This is a genomic window from Microbacterium sp. Bi98 (assembly GCF_918698045.1).
Taxonomy (GTDB): domain Bacteria; phylum Actinomycetota; class Actinomycetes; order Actinomycetales; family Microbacteriaceae; genus Microbacterium.
Map to the genome: position 1 here is coordinate 554,504 of NZ_CAKKLK010000001.1, position 17,389 is coordinate 571,892.

Below are 17,389 nucleotides of genomic sequence, written 5' to 3' on the forward strand. Positions count from 1 at the left end.
GGGGGAGTGCGCCCATCGGTCACTCAACCTAGACCCCCGGGGCCTGTCACCGGAGGGCCTTGACGCGGGGCTTCCCGCCGTGCGAGAGGAGCAGACGACATGCCAGGACGCAGGAACAACTCACTGAAGGATCCGGAGCTGTACGAAGAGCTCCGCGATGACGGCGCCTCGAAGGAGAAGGCCGCCAGGATCTCGAACGCCGCAGCCAGAGACGGCCGCAGCACGGTCGGGCGCCGAGGCGGCGAGCACGGCGACTACGAGGACTGGACCGTCGACGAACTGCGCACACGCGCCAAGGAGATCGGCCTCACCGGTTACAGCGGCAAGCGCAAGGCCGAGCTCATCTCGGCGCTGCGCGATCATTAGGTCCGCGTCTGTGGCCCGGTTCGGTGTCGAGGAGGAGTTCGTCCTCCTCGACGAGCAGACACTCGTGCCGTCGGCCATGAGTCCCGAGACGCGCGAGCGCATCCTCGACGCGGCGGGCGCCGGTCTCACCCCTGAGTATCTGACCTGCCAGCTCGAGTCGGCGACCGAGCCGTGCGTCACGCGAGCGGATGCCGAGGGGCAGCTGCGTCGCACGAGAGGGATTCTCGGCGAGGTCGCTGCGAAGCAGGGATCGATCGTGGCCGCCTCCGGCACCCCCTTCATCTCGCCCAACCGCCTCGTGGTCTCGTCGTCGCCCCATTACGACGCGGTGTCCGCCCAGCTCGTCGAGATCACGCGTGAGCACGAGGTCAACGGGCTGCACATCCACGTCGAGGTGCCGGACGAGGAGGAACGCGTCCGCGTGGTCAACCGCGTGCGGGCCTGGTTGCCTCCGTTGCTCGCCATCACCGGCAATGCGCCGTTCGCGCACGGGCGGGATTCGGGCTACGCGAGTTGGCGCAGCATCCTGATCCGTCGACTTCCTGCCTCGTGGAGTCCTCCTCTCTTCCAGGATCTGGGCGACTACCGCTCGCACGTCGATCAGCTGGTCTCGATGGGGGCCATCGCCGAAGCCAGCTCGCTGTCATGGACCGTCCGCCTGTCCGAGAGGTTCCCCACCGTCGAGGTGCGCGTCTTCGATGCGCAGCTGACGGTCGACGACACGCTGCTCGCCGTGGCCCTGACTCGCGCGCTGCTGGTGAGCGACGCCCTCGACGACTGTCACGGTCTGAGCCTCGACGCGATCGACGCCTCGCTGTGGACCGCGGCCAGATACGGCACGGATGCTCGCCTCGTCGACCCGGTGGACGGATCGATCGAACCGGCCTGGACGATCGCCGACCGGCTGCTCGAACGGCTGCGCCCGGCGCTCGCCCAGCTCGGCGACGACGATTTCGTGGTCGACGGCCTCGCCCGCCTCCGATCCGAGGGCACCGGCGCCCAGCGCCAGCACCGCGCCTACGCGGATGACGGCGCCGCCGGACTCCGCGAGCTGTATCGGACGAGCACCGCGACCCGCTGACCGCCCCGGAGGTCTCCTGGCGGCAGTAGTGTCGCCGTGTGGCATCCTCTCGCTTCGCGCCGCTGCAGCGGCTCGTGATATCCGTCGCCGTCCTCGCGTCCTTCGTGACCTTCCTCGACGGCACCGTGGTGACCGTCGCCCTGCCCGCGATCAGCCGAGAGCTCGGCGGCGGCATCACCACTCAGCAGTGGGTGGTCGACGCGTACCTCATCACCCTCAGCGCGCTGATCCTGCTCGCGGGGTCGCTGTCGGACGCCTACGGCCGGGTGCTCGTCATGCGCATCGGCCTGATCGCCTTCGGCGTGGCATCCGTCGCGGTGGCCGCCGCACCCGATCCCCTCATCCTGATCATCGCGCGCGCGGCGCAGGGCGCCGCGGGTGCGCTGCTCGTGCCCAGCTCGCTCGCGCTGATCACGGCGACGATGCGCGCCGACGTGCAGTCGCGGGCGATCGGCGTCTGGACCGCGTTCACGACGGCGGCACAGCTGGTCGGCCCCCTGCTGGGCGGGCTCTTCGTCGACTTCCTCTCGTGGAGATTCGTCTTCCTCATCAACGTGGCGCCGATCGCCGTCACGCTCGTGCTGCTCTCGCGCCTGAAGCTGAAGGAGCACCCCAGCGGTGTGCGGGTCGACTGGCTCAGCGGGGCGCTGTGCGCGATCGGTCTGGGCGCTGTGGTCTTCGCGCTGATCGAGCAGCCGAACCTCGGGTGGCAGTCCCCCGCGATCTGGATGCCCGGCATCGCCGGAGCGGCGCTGTTCGCCTGGTTCCTGGTGCGCCAGCAGCGCTCGGCCTCCCCGCTGATGCCGCTGTCGCTGTTCCGGGTGCGCGACTTCGCCTGGGGCAACCTCGCCACCCTCTTCGTCTACGCCGCACTGTCGCTCAACGGCTTCGTCGTCGGCGTCTACCTGCAGCAGGGCGCAGGTCTCAGTGCCACGGCGGCCGGCCTCGCGAGCCTGCCGATGACGATCCTGATGATCCTCGTCAGCTCGCGCGCCGGATCCTGGGCCGGTCGTTTCGGGCCCCGCATCTTCATGACCGTCGGTCCGCTCATCATGGCGGTCGGCGCGCTGATGCTGCTGCTCGTCCGCGAGGACTTCGACTACTGGTGGCAGGTATTGCCGGCGATGATCGTGCTCGGCCTCGGGCTCTCGCTCACCGTGGCTCCGCTCACCTCGGCGATCCTCGGCGCCATCGACGAATCCCGCTCGGGCATCGCCTCCGCGGTCAACAACGCGGTCTCCCGCGTCGCCGGGCTGCTCGTCGTCGCGATGCTGTCGACCATCATCGGCGGCACGCTCGATCTCGCGGGCTTCCACAACGCGGCCTGGGTCACCGCCGCGCTGCTCGTGCTCGGCGGTGTGGTGTCGTGGATCGGCATCCGCCGCAATCCGGCCGAGGAGGCCGAGGCTCCGGCCGTCGACGGGGCACCCTCGCCGATCGGTTGACGATGTCGGTGGTCGGGCGCACACTGGGGGCATCGTCCTACCGAGCACCCGGAGGTCCACCGTGAGCACGCCCCAGACGCCCCTTCCGCCCGTCGTCGACGTCGACACGTGGCGTCGCGAGCTCGACGCACTGCGCGTGCGTGAGAAGGCGGCGACGCGAGAACTCGATGCGATCGCGGCACAACGACGACGACTGCCGATGGTCGAGCTGCCCGACTACACGCTCGTCGGCGAAGACGGGCCGGTGCGGCTGCCCGAGATCTTCGGCGAGCACCGCCAGCTCATCGTCTACAACCACATGTGGACCGACGGCAATGAGTGGCAATGCCCCGGCTGCACCGGCTTCACGTCGCAGTTCACCCGCCTTGACTTCCTCGAGCGCTACTACGACGCCCGCTTCGTGATCGTGACGAACGGACCGATCGATGAGGCACTGGCCTACCGCGACAGGGTGGGCAACCGCATGACCTGGTATTCGACCGCCGACAGCACCTTCGGTGCCGACATGGACGCCGGGCCGAACGAGGGCTTCGGCGTGAACGTGCTGCTCCGCGACGGCGACACGGTCTATCGCACGTGGCACACGAACGGCCGTGGCACCGAGCGCATGAGCCAGCTGCAGGGTCTCGTCGATCTGCTGCCCTTCGGCCGACAGGAGGAGTGGGAGGACTCCCCCGCCGGCTGGCCCCAGCATGAGACGTATTCTCAAGGGATGGGTTCGAAAGAGATCGCCGCACTGTACGGGGCCGGCCACTGAGGCGCGCGACGGTCGCGGTCGCCGCCATCGCCGTGCTGGTCCTCACGCTCACAGGGTGCGTCACGACCATCTCCGACCCTCCGGCGCAGTTCGCCCTTCCCCCCGCGGGGGCGACCCCCGACTATCAGCTCGGCGGCGGCTACGACCCCGCCGACGGAGTCGGCATCGTCGGCCGGGACCGCTCGGATGAGCCCGCCGACGGGCTGTACTCGGTCTGCTACGTGAACGGATTCCAGACCCAGCCGGGCGAGCTCGACACCTGGCCCGACGACCTCGTGCTGCAAAGCGACGGCGAGCCGGTGTTCGACCCCGATTGGCCCGATGAGGCTCTGCTCGACACGTCGACGGACGCGCGCCGCGAGCGCATCGCCGAGATGGTCGGACCGTGGATCGAGGGGTGCGCCGAGTCGGGATTCGACGCGGTCGAGTTCGACAACCTCGACTCGTACACCCGCTCGGACGACGCGCTCACTCTCGACGACAACCTCGCCCTCGCGGCGCTGCTGGTCGACGTCGCCCACGACTCCGGACTCGCGGCCGGGCAGAAGAACGCCGCCGAAGACGCACCGGTGCTGCGCGAGCGCGCGGGATTCGACTTCGCCGTCGTCGAGGAGTGCAGCGTCTTCGACGAGTGCGGGGCGTTCACCGACGTCTACAGAGACGCCGTGATCGACATCGAGTACTCCGACGAGCTGCCGCGGTCGTTCGACGAGATGTGCGCCGACGACGACGCCCCCTCGTCGATGGTGCTGCGAGACCGCGACCTCGTCACGCCGTCAGACGACGGGTACGTGTTCGAGACCTGCGATCGCTGACCGTCGCCTCAGCAATGCACATCGATATGCTGGCCCCGTGAGCATGACGGGGGATCACGGTGGCGCCACGCCTGCGGCCGCGCGCCCGGTGCCCGCGCAGGTCGTGCGGCACGCTGTCTCCCGGTGGACGCGCGGGATCGCCGAGCTGCCCCGATGGATCTGGTTCGCCGCAGTCGCAGTCGCCGCCGTGGCCATCGTCGTCGCGGCGATGGGCGGGTTCACCCGTGCAGAGGCTTCGCCGACGCTGCTCGGCGCGGATGAGGAGGTGCGCACCTCGCAGTACGCGATCACCGTGCTCGACGCCGAGTTCGTCACCGAGGTCGAGTCGGAGTATCTCGAGGCGGAGCCCGGCGAGAAGCTGCTCGTGATGAGCACGCGCATGGAGAATCTCTCGGATGCTCCGATCGGAGTCGGCACCACCGTCGACCGCATAAGCACCGGGTTCGTCAACACCGGCCGTCCGCTTCTCGACCTCGCAGGCGTCCCCGCGAGTGACTCGGTGGCGGTCTGGCGAGCGGACGGGTCATCCGGCCAGGTCATCCTGCAGCCGGGCGTCCCCAGCCAGGTGACCTTCGCCTGGACCATACCCGAGGACGCGTTCCTCGACGGTTCTGTCGCGCTCGACGTGCACGAGGTGCAGATCCAGCGTGGAGCGGTGATCCTCTCCTCACGAGCGGTCACGTGGCGCCCCGCCGCCCTCAGCGCACGCATCTCGGTCACCGCCCAGGAGACACGATGAGACGCGCGACCCCCTGGCTGGTCGGCGCTGCGCTGGTGGTCGCGGCCGGCGTGCTGACCGCCGTCACCCCGAGCGATGACGACGTCATCGGTCCGACCGTAGTGCGTGGCGCCTTCGGCGACCCCGTCGCATCCCGCACTCTGATCGCGGCAGCGACGGACGCGACGTTCGCGGACAAGGTGGCGGTGTCCGGTGGCGACTGGAGCGCGGAGGGGAACTGGCTCGTCGTGACGGTGATCGCCTCGGCGCCCCGCACGGAGGTGGATGCCGCCATCCAGCTCGCGACGCTGACGATCGACGATCGCGTGTTCCAGGCCAGCGAGCGACCCGACGCGACGCTGACGTCGACCCCGCTGCGACTCGGCATCGACACGGTCGGGACGCTGGCCTTCGAGCTGCCACCGGATCTGACATCGGGGCAGGCGGACCTGCGTCTCATCTCCTCGTACTTCACCGCCGAGCTCGACGACGTGATCGCGATCGCGGTCGAACTGGACGACCTTCCTCGCACGCCGAGTCTCGAGCTCGATGACCCCGAACTGCGGATCCCATGAGCTGGTGGCGGACGCAGCGGACCGGGCTGATCGCGTTGGCGATCGCGGCCGTCGCGATGGTCAGCGCCACGGCATGGCTCGACATCGCGCCGAGCATCCGGCCGACGGATCGGGTGATCGACGCCGACACGACGGTCGACATCGCCGGACAGACCCTCACGCTCGGGCCCACGGAATGGGCGGAGTTCGAGGCGCCTGCGGGGACCCGCACCCTCAGCGTCCGACTGTCGTCGAGCGGCGGATCCGCGGCATCGCTCTGCGGACAGACGACGCTCACAGAGATCGACGCCGATCGCACCTGGCTCAGCTCTCGCGCAGACCTCGATGTGCCCTACGACGAGGGCGAGAGCTCATGCATCGCCGAGCCGGCGTCGTACCGCATCCTGCTGACCTTCCTGCTTCCCGACGACGCCGATGGCCCGTTCCTGCTCGATATCGAGGGCAGTGACGACGACCTCGCCCGCTTCCGTATCGAGCCCTGACGGGCGGGTGTCGAGGCCAGACCGGGGCCGGCCGATGACGGCGTCATAGGCCGTGGCGACGATCGCCACCCTGAGCGGTTCGGCGACGGCACCGATGGCGACGGTGACGAGCGGGAAGAACCCCGCCCAGAACGACGATTCGTGGCCCCCGATCAGCAGCAGGACTCCCCGGGTGCCCGCCTGCTCGGCGAAGCCCCACGCGGCGTAGGCCAGTGCGTAGACGCCGAAGAGCAATGGCCCGCCACGCCAGATCACCGCGACGGCAGCCCAGAGGCCCTCGAGTCGCATCACCAGCGTGCGCGCGATGCTCAGGGCCGCCCCTCGCGCCGCTCCCCCGCCGACGCGTGCGAACGGCGGAGTCGAGTCGAAGGTCGTGCCGAAGATCACACCGGCGACCGTGAGCCAGGCCGCGGGGACGAGGAGTGCGGCGACGAGGATTCCGGCCAGCCAGGTCGCCCCTTCCCATACGGCGGCGATGGGTTCGATGTTCACCGAGAACCAGTCGCCGAGGCTCTGCAGCCACCCGGCCGCCTCTCGTTCACCGAACCAGTCCAGGACGCTGACCCACCACCGTGCGACGAGTGTGAAGAGCATGAAGGTCCACAGCACCTCGGCATAGGTGGCCAGGATGATCGTCCACCGCGGCAGCCGGTCGGCGAAGCGCGTGAAGAGCAGTCGTGCGATCAACGCGATCACGAGCACCGTCACCGGCAGCACGCCGACCGCGATGACACCACCGCGATCGCCCATCTGGACGAGGTCGTACCCGGAATCGGCCAACGCGATCGCGCTCGCGATCTGGAAGAACTCGATCTGGTCGGCATCGAGCAGACCCCACGCGGTGTAGAAGGCGAAGAACGGCAGGATCGCGGCGAGAGTCGCGGAGGCGAACTCGCGGAGGCCGCCGGCATCCTCCCTCCGGCTGTGCGGCAAGGAGGGGCGCACAGTGAGATACATCGCGACGTACGCGACGAGTCGGGCGGCGACCGCCAGCGGCAGCAGCAGCAGGCCCCCGAGCGTGGTGTGACCGCCGACGAAGCCGGCGAGCTCGATCAGTACGCGATGCAGCGCCTCGCCCCCGAGATACCAGGCCATGAGCGCAGGCCAGTGTCGGGCGAGGATGCGCCCGAACGTGCGGAGGGCCTGTGACATGTGCCCTACCGTACCGGTGGATCACCGTCGTCGAGCGGCATGAGGACACCGACCCCGGCTCACGCCAGCGGCATACTCCGCGCCACATCGGGCGTCAACCCGGTTCTCACCGCCGCCCTGCGGGGGCACCATGGCGTCGTGAACGCATCGACGTGGACTCCCCGCCGCGCGGTCTCGGCCGCAGTGGCGCTGCTGCTCGCCGCCGCACTCTCGGGCTGCGGCCTGACCATCCCGGCCGACCCGGACGGCACTCTCGCGTCGGCGACCGGCGCTGACCTGAGGGTCGGCGTCTCGGCCGATCCCGGGCTGGTCGACACTGATCGGGACACCCCCACAGGAAGCATCGCCGACCTCGTGACAGGCTTCGCCGACAGCATCGACGCCGACATCGACTGGACCTACGGCTCGGAGGAGACGCTGGTCGGGATGCTGGAGCGCGGCGACCTCGACCTCGTGGCGGGCGGCTTCACCTCTGACACCCCCTGGATCGACAAGGCCGGGGTCACCCGCGGCTATCCCGAGATCGACGGAGCCGACGGTCGCGAGATCGTGATGCTCGTGCCACTCGGCGAGAACGCGTTCCTCAGCACTCTCGAACGTCACCTCGACGAGGCGGTGGGGTCGCGATGACCGTGCAGCGGATCGGCCGCACCGAGCTGCCAGACGAGCAGCGCACAGCGCTCCGCCGAGCGATCGGGTGGGAATGGTTCACCATCGCCTACACGTCGGTGACGATCGCGGTGATCGCCCTGGTCGTCGGCAACTCGCAGGCGATGCGCACCGCGTGGATCGAGGACATGCTGTCGCTGATCCCGCAGATCGCCTTCCTCGTCGCGCTGATCTTCATCCGCAAGCGCCCCTCGGTCAAGCATCCCTACGGCCTGCACCGCGTGATGGGAATCGGACACCTCGTGGCGGGCGTCGCCCTGCTGGCGGTCGGACTCAATCTGGCAATCGAAGCGGTGACCGGGCTCATCGCCCGCGAGCACCCGACCATCGGCACGGTGCAGCTGTTCGGGCAGACGATCTGGCTCGGCTGGCTGATGGTCGCCGTGATGGCCGTGGTCATCGTCGGCCCGGTGTTCTTCTACGGACCGGCGAAGGCGAAGCTCGCGCCCGTGCTTCACAACAAGCTGCTCTTCGCCGACGCCGACATGGCCAAGGCCGACTGGCAGACCACGGTCGCCTCGATCGTCGGCGTGCTCGGTGTGGGCGCCGGCGTGTGGTGGCTCGACGGCGCTGCGGCTCTCGTGATCTCGCTCGGGATCGTGTGGGACGGCTGGCGCAACACCAAGACCGCCGTGATCGATCTCATGGACCAGCGCGCCAGGACGTACGACAGCAAGCACCCGCATCCGCTCGCCGGTGACGTGATCTCGACCATGCGCTCCCGCCCCTGGGTCACGGAGGCGGGAGTGCGGATGCGGGATCAGGGGCAGGTCTTCCACATCGAGGCGTTCGTCGTCCCGCATCGCGGAAAGGTGTCGATGGGCGACGTCACCGACCTCGCGACGCGCATCACCGACCTCGACTGGAAGGTGCAGGATGTCGTCGTCGTCCCGGTGGAGGAGCTCCCCCAGGGCGTCGACACCTCGGGCCGCGACTGACCGTGCTCGGAGCGAGACCCCGGACGGCAGGACGCCCACCGCACCAGTTAGGGGGAGTCCGTGCCGAGGCGGAGCAGCCGATGCGCGCCCCTTGACAGAACGCGCTCACCCACTCAGTGGAAGGGGCACCCACGGGACGCGGGTGCCGATGCCGATACGGATGCCGCCGAGCGCACCGCACCGCCGGACCGCGGCTTGGTGGGCAGCCGACGCCGGTCGACGTCGAGCCCTTCGTCGAGGATGCGCAGGTCGGGGTCGCTGAGCACCGTGATCGCCGCGGCCAGCCCTGCGATCGCGAGCTTCTCGCCCGGGCAGCGGTGCCCCGTCGGGACGTCGGCGCCACCATGAGGAACGAATGCGGCGAGCGCTTCGTAGTCCTCGATGTCACGGAAGCGCTCGGGGTCGAAGCGCTGGGGACGCGCCCAGAAGCGGTCGTCCGTGTTGGTGCCCTGCAGGTCGAGGACGACGCGTCCTCCGGCATCCACCGTCTGACCGTCGATCTCGATGTCCGCGGTGGCCCAGCCGGGAAGCATCGGCACGAAGGGAGAGGTGCGACGGATCTCCTGCGCGAACATGATCGACAGCGGTCCGCCGACGAGCGACCCGCGCTCGACGGCCTCGGCGGCGATGCGCTCGCGCCAGTCGGGACGCTCGTGCAGCTCCTTCGCGGCGAAGGCCACGAACCGGGCGACTGCGATCATCGGACGGATGCTGTTCTGCAGCTCGACACCGGCGACGCGCGCCGGGAGCAGTTCGCCGTCCTCGTCGCGGTGATGCGCCCACACCTCGAGCGCCGTGCCCGGTTCGGCGCGCAGCGAGCCGTGCCGCACCGCCTCGATGAGCCGAGCGGAATGACGGTCCGACCACCACCGGTTCGCCAGGGCGGCGATGTACACCGGCGAGTACGGCGAGCCGAAGCCGTCGACGATCTGGGCGAGCCGCGCCGCCCATCGGGTCTGGGCCGCCGGCGTGCCCGGCACACCCGCCCAGCCCATGATCGCCCGGCCCAGCGCGCCGACGGCCGCGTCGTAGGCGCTGCGGGTGCCGCCGTCGAGCCACGCCCGGCGCTCGCTCTGCCATTCGCGCTCGAGCCAGGGCGTGAGTCGTGCGAGCTGCTCGTCCTCATAGAGGGCGCCGACGAAGGCGGCTTTGCGGTGCCGGTGGGCTGTGCCGTCGAGGCTGTGCACGGAGCCGTGCCCGAACAGGCTCTCCTGCACGATCGCGGGCATGGCTCCGGAGCGCGCGATGCGGGTCTCGTCGTAGAAGAGCTCGACCCCCTCCACTCCCCTGACGAAGACCGCGTCACTGCCGAGCAGCCGCATCGGCGCCGATCTCGCACCCGGCGCCACCCGTCGCCAGATCCGTGCCCCGAACCCGTAGCCGCGGGTCAGCAGGGTGGGAGCGTCGTCCTGTGCCAGTGCGCCGAGCTTTCGCGCCGCACGCGCGGGGATGTCGATGAGTGCCATGCTGCGACGTTCGCAGAGACGTGGTCGCCGAACCAGGGGGAGGCGCGAGCGGGGCCTCTGTGCTAGTGCCTCACTCGTGCGGCGCTACCCGCACTCCCCCGCGCGCGGTCGTCAACCCCCTGTCTGCGAATCGGAAGCCACGCGATCATCGTCACGACGCGAGAGGAGTTCCGACATGGCGAAGAACGTGCGCACGATGGACTGTCAGCCCGACGATGTCTTCCGGGTGCTGGGCAACGGTTGGCTGTACCCGGCGTGGGTGGTGGGCGCCTCGCGCATGCGCGACGTCGATGAGTCGTGGCCGCAGCCGGGCGCTGAGCTGCATCACTCGGTCGGCGTCTGGCCCGCTCTGCTCGACGACACGACCGTGGTGGAGGAATGGTCGCCGCCGAACCGCATGGTCATGCGCGCGAAGGGTTGGCCTATCGGCGAGGCCCGCGTCACTCTGCGGGTGCGGTCGTATGACGGCGGCACGATGGTGCGCATCGACGAGGAACCCGTGAACGGCCCCGCCACGCTGCTGCCCGGGCTGCTGACCGCTCCCCTGCTGCGCTGGCGCAATTCCGAGACCCTGCACCGCCTCGCCTACCTCGCGGAGGGGCGCGCGTCCTGACCCGCTCCTGCCCATATATTGGGTCGTGAGCCGCGACCTCCGCGGATGCGGAGGGTTGCACGATGACCGATGTGACGCAGTCCGCCTGGCGACGCTTCTGGGAACAGGGCGGCTGGTGGCGGGCCGTCATCCTCGTGGTCGTCTACTTCGTGCTCTACAACGGGCTGTCGCTGCTGTTGACCCCGTTCGCGGCTCAGATCGAGGATCCGCAGAGCGCGGCGGGGATCCTCGTGTTCTACGCGATCCCGGTTCTCGTCGGCTGCCTGCTGCTCATCGGCTTCGCGGCATCCGTCGGCTGGCTGGGTGAGATCTTCCGTCCGCAGCCGATCCGCGGACGCGGATGGATGTGGATCGCGGTCGCCGTCGTGCTCCTCTTCAACGTGCTCCACCTGTTCGCCATCGACTACGGAGCGGCCGGATTCGAGGTCGTCGCGACCTGGCTCCTCGCCGGACTGTTCATCGGCTTCGCCGAGGAGGTGCTGACGCGCGGCCTCGTGGTGAACCTGCTGCGCAAGGCGGGTCAGCGCGAGCTCGTCGTCGCGGTGATCTCCTCGGCCCTGTTCGCCCTGCTCCACGCCGGCAATCTGCTCACCGGCCAGTCCCTGTTCGCGACCCTCATCCAGCTGGCCTACACCTTCGCGTTCGGCATCTGCATGTACCTCGCGATGCGCGTGACCGGGACCATCGTCGCGCCGATCCTGCTGCACGCCAGCACCGACCCGAGCATCTTCCTGCACACGACCTACCCGGCGGAGAGCGCGTTCGGCTCGATCGCGAACCTCGGCAACATCGTGGTGATCGTCGTCGGCGTGATCTGCCTGTTCTTCATCCGCGGTCGCGTCGAGCAGACGCAGGCGGCGGCCCCGGGTGTCGGGGCCGCCGCCTGACCCTCACGCGGCAGACGGTCGCAGCACGACCTTGATGCAGCCGTCCTCCTTGCGCTGGAAGGTGCGATACAGCTCCGGCGCATCCTCGAGCGGAGCATCGTGGGTCATCAGATCCATCACGCCGAGGGGGTCGGAGAGGTCTTCGACGAGCGGCATCAGATCGTCGGTCCAGCGCTTCACGTTGCACTGGCCCATACGGATGCCGATCTGCTTGTCGAACAGGGTCTTCATCGGCAGGATGTCGGCATCGCCCGCGTAGACGCCGCTGAGCGACACCATGCCACCCCGGCGCACGACGTCGATCGATGCGTACACGGCGGCGAGTCGGTCGATCCCGGCCTTGTCGAACACGGCGCGGGCGGCCGGATCCGGCAGCAGTCCGACGGCCTTCTGCACGAGGGCGACGCCGGCGTTGCCGTGCGCCTCCATGCCCACGGCGTCGACCACGGAATCCGCGCCGCGCCCGTCGGTGAGGTCCCGCAGCTCGGCCACGACGTCATCCGTGAGGTCGAAGACCTCGACTCCGTGGCGTGCCGCCATCTCCCGGCGTTCCGCGACCGGGTCCACGGCCAGCACCCGGTATCCGCGGTGCGCTCCGATGCGGGCTGCGAACTGCCCGACGGGGCCGAGCCCCATCACCGCGAGCGTCCCGCCCTCCGGCACGTTCGCGTACTCCACACCCTGCCAGGCCGTCGGCAGGATGTCGCTGAGGTACAGGTACCGCTCATCGGGGAGATCGGACGCGATCTTGATGTGGTTGTAGTCGGCGAGCGGGACGCGCAGGTATTCGGCCTGCCCGCCCGGCACCTGGCCGTAGAGCTTGGTGTAGCCGAACAGCGCGGCGCCGCTGCCGTACTCCTTCACCTGCGTCGTCTCGCACTGCGACTGCAGGCCGCGCAGGCAGAAGAAGCAGTGCCCGCACGAGATGTTGAAGGGGATGACGATGCGATCGCCGACCGCGAGGTCGCGCACACCGCTGCCCACCTCCACCACGACCCCCATCGGCTCGTGGCCGAGGATGTCGCCCTTGTCGAGGAACGGTCCGAGCAGTTCGTAGAGGTGCAGGTCGGAACCGCAGATCGCCGAGGAGGTGATCCGGACGATCGCATCGGTGGCGTGCTCGATGGTCGGATCCGGTACCTCCTCGACCGCCACGTTGCGCGTTCCCTGCCAGGTGAGTGCCTTCATCGTCATCCTCCTCGTTACGTGTCGAAGGGCCACCCTCCATCGACGGCGCGCGAAGGGACAGAGGGTTGACAGGCGGTTCCTGAACGTTCGACAGTCGCGGTGCACATCGGAATATGGGAAACTGGACCCACCATCGGTGATCATTCGATACGCCTCGTCTCGCGGGCACTGTGGCGTACTGGGGAGATCATCATGGGCAAGTTCATCTACGAGGGCACCGTCAAATCGGACATCGAGGACAGGGCGCTCACGCACCTGCAGCTCGTGATGACGGCGAAGCTCAGGAGAGGCGAGCCCTTCTCGTTCTCCTGGCGCGAGGACATGACTGTCGGCGGCGGTCGGACGACTGTCTGGGTGCACGCCGGCAGCTCCCTCGTCTTCAAGTACAGCGGGAGCCGTCAGCCGCAGATCAACCGCGCGTGGATCGAAGCGCTGGCATTCACGGCGAACGCCCCCGGCGGTCTGCGCCTGGTGAGCGAGCCGGCCGAAGGCACGGCGCCGCCGGTCGAGCGCGTCGAGGTTCCGGCGCAGGCCTGACGGATCTTCTCCTCCCCAGTCCTCGCGGCGTCGGATGCACCGGTCGCGAGGAGGAAGAATGGGATCGTGTCCCCGAATCCCCAGCGGCGACTGCTCGCCTCCGTGCGCAGGATCCTGCACACCGACCCCTCATCCGTCGCCCACACCGAGGCGATGCCGATCATCGACGAACGCACCGTGCCGCGTGTGCTCGACCTCGCGACCCGCATCGGCGAATCGATGTTCGGGGTCGGCGCCTCGGCGCACGAGGTCACGCTCGCCATCACCCGCATCTGCGCCGCGTACGGCATGCGGGACGTGCAGGTCGATGTCACCTACAACTCGATCACGGTCTCGTTCCACCTGAGCGGCGAGGTCTGGCCCGAGACGCTCGTGCGGGTCGTGCGCGTCGCCGCCCCCGACCACGCCAAGCTGCAGAGAGTGCAGGCCCTGGTCGCCGACATCGACGACGGACTGGATCTCGAATCGGCCCGCTCGACGTTCCGCGCCCTGCGGCGCGTGCCCTTCGGCTACCAGCAGCCGGTGGTCATCGTGGCACGAGCGCTGCTCGCCGTCGGAGTGAGCATCATGCTCGGGGCCTCGCCGCTCATCGTCGGGCTCACGTTCATCGCGGCGCTCTGCGCGGCGTTGACCCAGGCCGGCCTCGCGCGCGTGCGCGTTCCGCTGTTCTTCAGTCAGATCGCCGGAGGGTTCGTCACCACGGTCGTCGCGGTCGCCGTCTCGGCCCTCGGGGCCGCCGGCATCGAGCCCTTCGTCGGCATCCGACCATCGATCATCGTCGCGTCGGGAATCGTGCTCATGCTCGCCGGACTCACCGTGGTGGGGGCCGCTCAGGATGCGATCGACGGATTCGCGCTCACCGCAGGCGGACGCATCCTCGATCTGACGATGCAGACGCTCGGAGTCGTGATCGGCATCCTCGTCGGCCTCGAACTCGGCAGCGTGCTCGGCTTCACGATGGGTCTGCCCGATGACCCGGCCCCGTTCGGTCCGCTCCTGAACCAGTTCGCGGGGGCGATCATCATCGCGATCGCCGTCGCCGTCTTCAACGGCGCGGGTCTTCGGATCATCCTCGTCAGCGCGCTGCTCAGCGCCGTCACCATCGCCGGCTATTCGACGATGGTCGGTCTGAACCTGCATCCGGCTGCGGCGAGCGCGATCGGCGCCCTGCTCGCGAGCTTCATCGGGATGCTGATCGCGGTGAAGCTGCACGTCCCGTCGGTCGCGGTCACCACGGCCGCGATCGTGCCGCTCGTGCCCGGTGTCGCGGTGTTCCAGGGCCTGCTCGAGATGATCCACGCGGCAGGGTCGGCATCCGGGGTCGTCGGCATCGGCGGCTCTCTGGTCGATGCCGCGGTGATCGGAATCGCACTGGCTTCGGGCGCATCGCTCGGCCTGTATCTAGGAACGCCCGTGCGCGCCACCCTCAGCAGCGTCGCGAAGAACCGGGCGCGGGTCGTCCGGCGCTGAGCCGAACGACGCGCGCGCCTCAGACCTGGGGTCCGAGCGCGCCGCCGCCGGGCTCCCCCGCGGCGTCGCCCTTCAACTCGACGAGGATGGTGTGCGTCGACGTCGCCCCCGTGTTCTCTCCCCAGTGGCGTTGGGCCGGCAGCCAGACGGCCTGACCCGCGGTCAACGACGTGTCGAAGGTGCGCTCCCCCGCTGACAGACGGCGCGAGAAATCGCTGAGGGTCACCATCACGCTGTTCGGATGATCGTGAGGAGTCGTGCGGTCGCCCGGCTCATCCGTGTACTCGAGCACGCGCACGAGATCGTTCTCCCAGAGCGTGCGGTAGTGATCGGGGTTGGTGACAGTGGGATCGTCGGTGACCATGCGGTCACAGTACGCCCCGATATTCCGCGCCGACAGGGGTACTTCGCGCAGCCGCGCGCGTCAGGCGTCGGCGCGCACGGTCTCGAGCGACGGGTAGTCCGTGTATCCCTCGGCCGTGCGTCCGTAGAACAGCGCGGGGCGCGGCTCGTTGAGCTCGGCGTCCTGACGCCAGCGCTCGACGAGGTCGGGGTTCGCGATCACCGGACGGCCCGCTGCCACGGCGTCGGCCCACCCCTCCGAGACGAGCATCTCGGCCTCGTCGCGGGTGGTCTGCGCGGCGAATCCGGAGTTGACGATCAGCGGGGCACCGGCCGTGCGGCGGATGCGCTGCACGAGCTCGCTGGTCGGCACGGCACTGAGCACGTCGATGAATGCGAGGCCGAGCGGTGCGAGGCCCTCGGCGACGGCGAGGTAGGTGGCGAGTGCGTCGGCGTCGTCCTCCTCGAGGACGCCCTGGATGTTGTGCTGCGGCGACAGACGGATGCCGGTGCGGTCGGCCCCGACCGCCTCAGCCACCGCCGACGTGACCTCGATCGCGAACCGCGCGCGGTTCTCGGGCGATCCGCCGTACTGATCGTCACGGATGTTCGACACCGGCGAGAGGAACTCCTGCACGAGGTAGCCGTTCGCGCCGTGCACCTCGACGCCGTCGAAGCCCGCGGCGATCGCGTTGCGTGCGGCCTGCACGAACTGCTCGACGACCATCGGGATCTCGTCGAGCGTGAGAGCGTGAGCGACCGGCATGCCGACCTTGCCGACCGGGGTGTGCGTCTGGCCGGGGGCGGCGAGCGCGCTCGGGCCCACGACTCGCGGCTCACCGGAGATCTCGGGGTGCGAGACGCGGCCGCCGTGCATCAGCTGCATGACGATCGTGCCGCCGGCCTCGTGCACGGCGTCGGCGATCCGCCGCCATCCGTCGATCTGCGCGGGAGTGACGATGCCGGGCTGCCCGGAGTACGACTTGCCCTCGGCAGCCGGCCACGTGCCCTCGGAGATGATGAGACCCTGGCCCGCGCGCTGGCGGTAGTACTCCACCATCGTCTCGGTGGGCACACCGTCGTCGTCCGCACGGGTGCGGGTGAGCGGCGCCATGACGACGCGGTTGGACAGCGGGAGGGCGCCGAAGACGGCCGATTCGAAGAGGGTCACGCTCAGGGACAAGCGCCCTGGGGTGCCGAGTATTCCCCTGCGGAGATACGCAGACCGGATGCTCAGTCGGCGACGCGGCCGTACATCTCCCCCACGGGCACCGCGACCTCGAGCACATTGCCCGGCTGGGCGAGCGGGCAGGCCCACGCCGGGTCGTAGGCGCACGAGGGGTTGTAGGCGAAGTTGAAGTCGAGCACGATCGTGCCGCGCTCGGCATCCGACCCGAGGTCGGCGCCCTTGATCGTGTCGATCAGATAGCGGCCGCCTCCGTAGGTTCCTCCCGGACGACCGGCGAGAGCGTCGCGCACGGGGATGAAGATCCCGCCGCCGTAGGTCGTCAGACGCCACACGTCGAGCGACCCGGTGTCGGGGACCTCGACCCTGCCGATGCGCTCGAAGGGAACCACGCCGTCGGTGCCGGTCGCGAACTCGAAGCCCCCGGGCTCGGCCTCGAGGATCGGCAGCTCGAAGCGCCACTGCGGATCGTACGACGCGATCGGGAGCCCTTCGAACAGCGGTCGATCGTCGGCCATCAGCGGGGTCGCCGCATGGTGCAGCAGCAGGTCGTCGCGCTCGATGCGCCAGAGCTCGTGCGCGTCTTCGGCGGAGTCCGCCCGACGCACGGCGTCGTAGAGGGCGAAGACACGGCGTCGCCAGTCGACGACCTCTGCGGCGGTGCGGGCTTTCGTGAGCGTCATGTGGTTCAGGCTACGCGGC

General features: G+C 69.4%; 19 protein-coding genes. 13 read left to right on the forward strand and 6 right to left on the reverse strand.

Annotated features, from left to right (window positions below):
- Window positions 1-99: 99 nt before the first annotated feature.
- The 7 genes from LQZ85_RS02730 (at window position 100) to LQZ85_RS02760 (ending at window position 5,757) form a co-directional block, all read left to right on the forward strand.
- A complete protein-coding gene (locus LQZ85_RS02730) occupies window positions 100-366 on the forward strand; it encodes a Rho termination factor N-terminal domain-containing protein (protein WP_056279581.1) in 267 nt (88 codons plus the stop codon).
- A 10-nt stretch (window positions 367-376) separates the two neighbouring features.
- Window positions 377-1,447 carry a YbdK family carboxylate-amine ligase gene (locus LQZ85_RS02735; protein WP_056279579.1) on the forward strand — a complete coding sequence of 357 codons (1,071 nt, stop codon included), beginning with the start codon at window positions 377-379 and terminating at the stop codon, window positions 1,445-1,447.
- 38 nt (window positions 1,448-1,485) lie between these two features.
- A complete protein-coding gene (locus tag LQZ85_RS02740; protein ID WP_056279577.1) occupies window positions 1,486-2,892 on the forward strand; it encodes an MFS transporter in 1,407 nt (468 codons plus the stop codon).
- A gap of 61 nt (window positions 2,893-2,953) precedes the next feature.
- On the forward strand, window positions 2,954-3,649 hold the full coding sequence (locus LQZ85_RS02745) for a DUF899 family protein (RefSeq protein WP_056279575.1): 696 nt from the start codon (window positions 2,954-2,956) through the stop codon (window positions 3,647-3,649).
- A gap of 35 nt (window positions 3,650-3,684) precedes the next feature.
- Complete coding sequence (locus LQZ85_RS02750; protein ID WP_230100525.1) at window positions 3,685-4,464, forward strand: endo alpha-1,4 polygalactosaminidase; 780 nt, start codon at window positions 3,685-3,687, stop codon at window positions 4,462-4,464.
- Window positions 4,465-4,501: 37 nt separating this feature from the next.
- The gene (locus LQZ85_RS02755) at window positions 4,502-5,203 is read left to right on the forward strand and encodes a hypothetical protein (RefSeq protein ID WP_157538273.1); all 702 of its coding nucleotides are present in this window, start codon (window positions 4,502-4,504) and stop codon (window positions 5,201-5,203) included.
- Window positions 5,200-5,757, forward strand: a complete 558-nt coding sequence (locus LQZ85_RS02760) for a hypothetical protein (protein WP_056279570.1) — start codon at window positions 5,200-5,202, stop codon at window positions 5,755-5,757. Before LQZ85_RS02755 ends, LQZ85_RS02760 begins: the two co-directional genes overlap by 4 nt.
- Before the next feature lie 350 nt (window positions 5,758-6,107).
- On the opposite strand, the gene LQZ85_RS02765 is transcribed toward LQZ85_RS02760, so the two are convergent.
- Window positions 6,108-7,391 (reverse strand): hypothetical protein, encoded by a 1,284-nt coding sequence (locus LQZ85_RS02765; protein ID WP_056279568.1) that lies wholly within the window; start codon window positions 7,389-7,391, stop codon window positions 6,108-6,110.
- Window positions 7,392-7,430: 39 nt separating this feature from the next.
- Here LQZ85_RS02765 and LQZ85_RS02770 point away from each other — a divergent pair, with 39 nt between their 5' ends.
- Window positions 7,431-8,021 (forward strand): hypothetical protein, encoded by a 591-nt coding sequence (locus tag LQZ85_RS02770; RefSeq protein WP_230100416.1) that lies wholly within the window; start codon window positions 7,431-7,433, stop codon window positions 8,019-8,021.
- Window positions 8,018-8,998, forward strand: coding sequence for a cation transporter (locus LQZ85_RS02775; RefSeq protein ID WP_056279566.1), 981 nt, complete (start codon window positions 8,018-8,020; stop codon window positions 8,996-8,998). The genes LQZ85_RS02770 and LQZ85_RS02775 overlap by 4 nt, the downstream gene beginning before the upstream one ends.
- Before the next feature lie 113 nt (window positions 8,999-9,111).
- Here LQZ85_RS02775 and LQZ85_RS02780 read toward each other — a convergent pair whose 3' ends face one another.
- Window positions 9,112-10,464: a cytochrome P450 gene (locus LQZ85_RS02780; protein ID WP_056279564.1), complete on the reverse strand. Its 1,353-nt coding sequence runs from the start codon at window positions 10,462-10,464 to the stop codon at window positions 9,112-9,114.
- Window positions 10,465-10,639: 175 nt separating this feature from the next.
- Here LQZ85_RS02780 and LQZ85_RS02785 point away from each other — a divergent pair, with 175 nt between their 5' ends.
- Both LQZ85_RS02785 and LQZ85_RS02790 read left to right on the forward strand, forming a co-directional pair.
- Window positions 10,640-11,077, forward strand: a complete 438-nt coding sequence (locus tag LQZ85_RS02785; RefSeq protein WP_053097622.1) for an SRPBCC family protein — start codon at window positions 10,640-10,642, stop codon at window positions 11,075-11,077.
- A 62-nt stretch (window positions 11,078-11,139) separates the two neighbouring features.
- Window positions 11,140-11,964 carry a CPBP family intramembrane glutamic endopeptidase gene (locus LQZ85_RS02790; RefSeq protein WP_056279562.1) on the forward strand — a complete coding sequence of 275 codons (825 nt, stop codon included), beginning with the start codon at window positions 11,140-11,142 and terminating at the stop codon, window positions 11,962-11,964.
- 3 nt (window positions 11,965-11,967) lie between these two features.
- Here the strand turns inward: LQZ85_RS02790 and LQZ85_RS02795 are convergent, their stop codons facing one another.
- Window positions 11,968-13,152 (reverse strand): alcohol dehydrogenase catalytic domain-containing protein, encoded by a 1,185-nt coding sequence (locus tag LQZ85_RS02795; protein WP_056280245.1) that lies wholly within the window; start codon window positions 13,150-13,152, stop codon window positions 11,968-11,970.
- Between the two features lie 192 nt (window positions 13,153-13,344).
- Here LQZ85_RS02795 and LQZ85_RS02800 point away from each other — a divergent pair, with 192 nt between their 5' ends.
- Both LQZ85_RS02800 and LQZ85_RS02805 read left to right on the forward strand, forming a co-directional pair.
- The gene (locus tag LQZ85_RS02800) at window positions 13,345-13,689 is read left to right on the forward strand and encodes a hypothetical protein (protein WP_056279560.1); all 345 of its coding nucleotides are present in this window, start codon (window positions 13,345-13,347) and stop codon (window positions 13,687-13,689) included.
- A 66-nt stretch (window positions 13,690-13,755) separates the two neighbouring features.
- Entirely contained in the window at window positions 13,756-15,159 is a 1,404-nt protein-coding gene (locus LQZ85_RS02805; RefSeq protein WP_053097625.1) for a threonine/serine exporter family protein, read from the forward strand.
- Between the two features lie 19 nt (window positions 15,160-15,178).
- On the opposite strand, the gene LQZ85_RS02810 is transcribed toward LQZ85_RS02805, so the two are convergent.
- The 3 genes from LQZ85_RS02810 to LQZ85_RS02820 all read right to left on the reverse strand — a co-directional run bounded on the left by LQZ85_RS02810 (window position 15,179) and on the right by LQZ85_RS02820 (window position 17,370).
- Window positions 15,179-15,523, reverse strand: coding sequence for a hypothetical protein (locus LQZ85_RS02810; protein WP_053097626.1), 345 nt, complete (start codon window positions 15,521-15,523; stop codon window positions 15,179-15,181).
- A gap of 60 nt (window positions 15,524-15,583) precedes the next feature.
- On the reverse strand, window positions 15,584-16,672 hold the full coding sequence (locus LQZ85_RS02815; RefSeq protein WP_230100417.1) for an alkene reductase: 1,089 nt from the start codon (window positions 16,670-16,672) through the stop codon (window positions 15,584-15,586).
- Between the two features lie 62 nt (window positions 16,673-16,734).
- Window positions 16,735-17,370 carry a DUF1684 domain-containing protein gene (locus LQZ85_RS02820; RefSeq protein ID WP_056279558.1) on the reverse strand — a complete coding sequence of 212 codons (636 nt, stop codon included), beginning with the start codon at window positions 17,368-17,370 and terminating at the stop codon, window positions 16,735-16,737.
- Window positions 17,371-17,389: the final 19 nt, after the last annotated feature.

What these genes read in the sequence shown, in the direction of transcription:
- LQZ85_RS02820 (WP_056279558.1), bottom strand. Translation starts at nt 17,370, where the DNA reads ATGACGCTCACGAAAGCCCGCACCGCCGCAGAGGTCGTCGACTGGCGA.
- LQZ85_RS02765 (WP_056279568.1), bottom strand. Translation starts at nt 7,391, where the DNA reads ATGTCACAGGCCCTCCGCACGTTCGGGCGCATCCTCGCCCGACACTGG.
- LQZ85_RS02760 (WP_056279570.1), top strand. Translation starts at nt 5,200, where the DNA reads ATGAGACGCGCGACCCCCTGGCTGGTCGGCGCTGCGCTGGTGGTCGCG.
- LQZ85_RS02780 (WP_056279564.1), bottom strand. Translation starts at nt 10,464, where the DNA reads ATGGCACTCATCGACATCCCCGCGCGTGCGGCGCGAAAGCTCGGCGCA.
- LQZ85_RS02795 (WP_056280245.1), bottom strand. Translation starts at nt 13,152, where the DNA reads ATGAAGGCACTCACCTGGCAGGGAACGCGCAACGTGGCGGTCGAGGAG.
- LQZ85_RS02790 (WP_056279562.1), top strand. Translation starts at nt 11,140, where the DNA reads ATGACCGATGTGACGCAGTCCGCCTGGCGACGCTTCTGGGAACAGGGC.
- LQZ85_RS02775 (WP_056279566.1), top strand. Translation starts at nt 8,018, where the DNA reads ATGACCGTGCAGCGGATCGGCCGCACCGAGCTGCCAGACGAGCAGCGC.
- LQZ85_RS02730 (WP_056279581.1), top strand. Translation starts at nt 100, where the DNA reads ATGCCAGGACGCAGGAACAACTCACTGAAGGATCCGGAGCTGTACGAA.
- LQZ85_RS02785 (WP_053097622.1), top strand. Translation starts at nt 10,640, where the DNA reads ATGGCGAAGAACGTGCGCACGATGGACTGTCAGCCCGACGATGTCTTC.
- LQZ85_RS02770 (WP_230100416.1), top strand. Translation starts at nt 7,431, where the DNA reads ATGAGGACACCGACCCCGGCTCACGCCAGCGGCATACTCCGCGCCACA.
- LQZ85_RS02810 (WP_053097626.1), bottom strand. Translation starts at nt 15,523, where the DNA reads ATGGTCACCGACGATCCCACTGTCACCAACCCCGATCACTACCGCACG.
- LQZ85_RS02800 (WP_056279560.1), top strand. Translation starts at nt 13,345, where the DNA reads ATGGGCAAGTTCATCTACGAGGGCACCGTCAAATCGGACATCGAGGAC.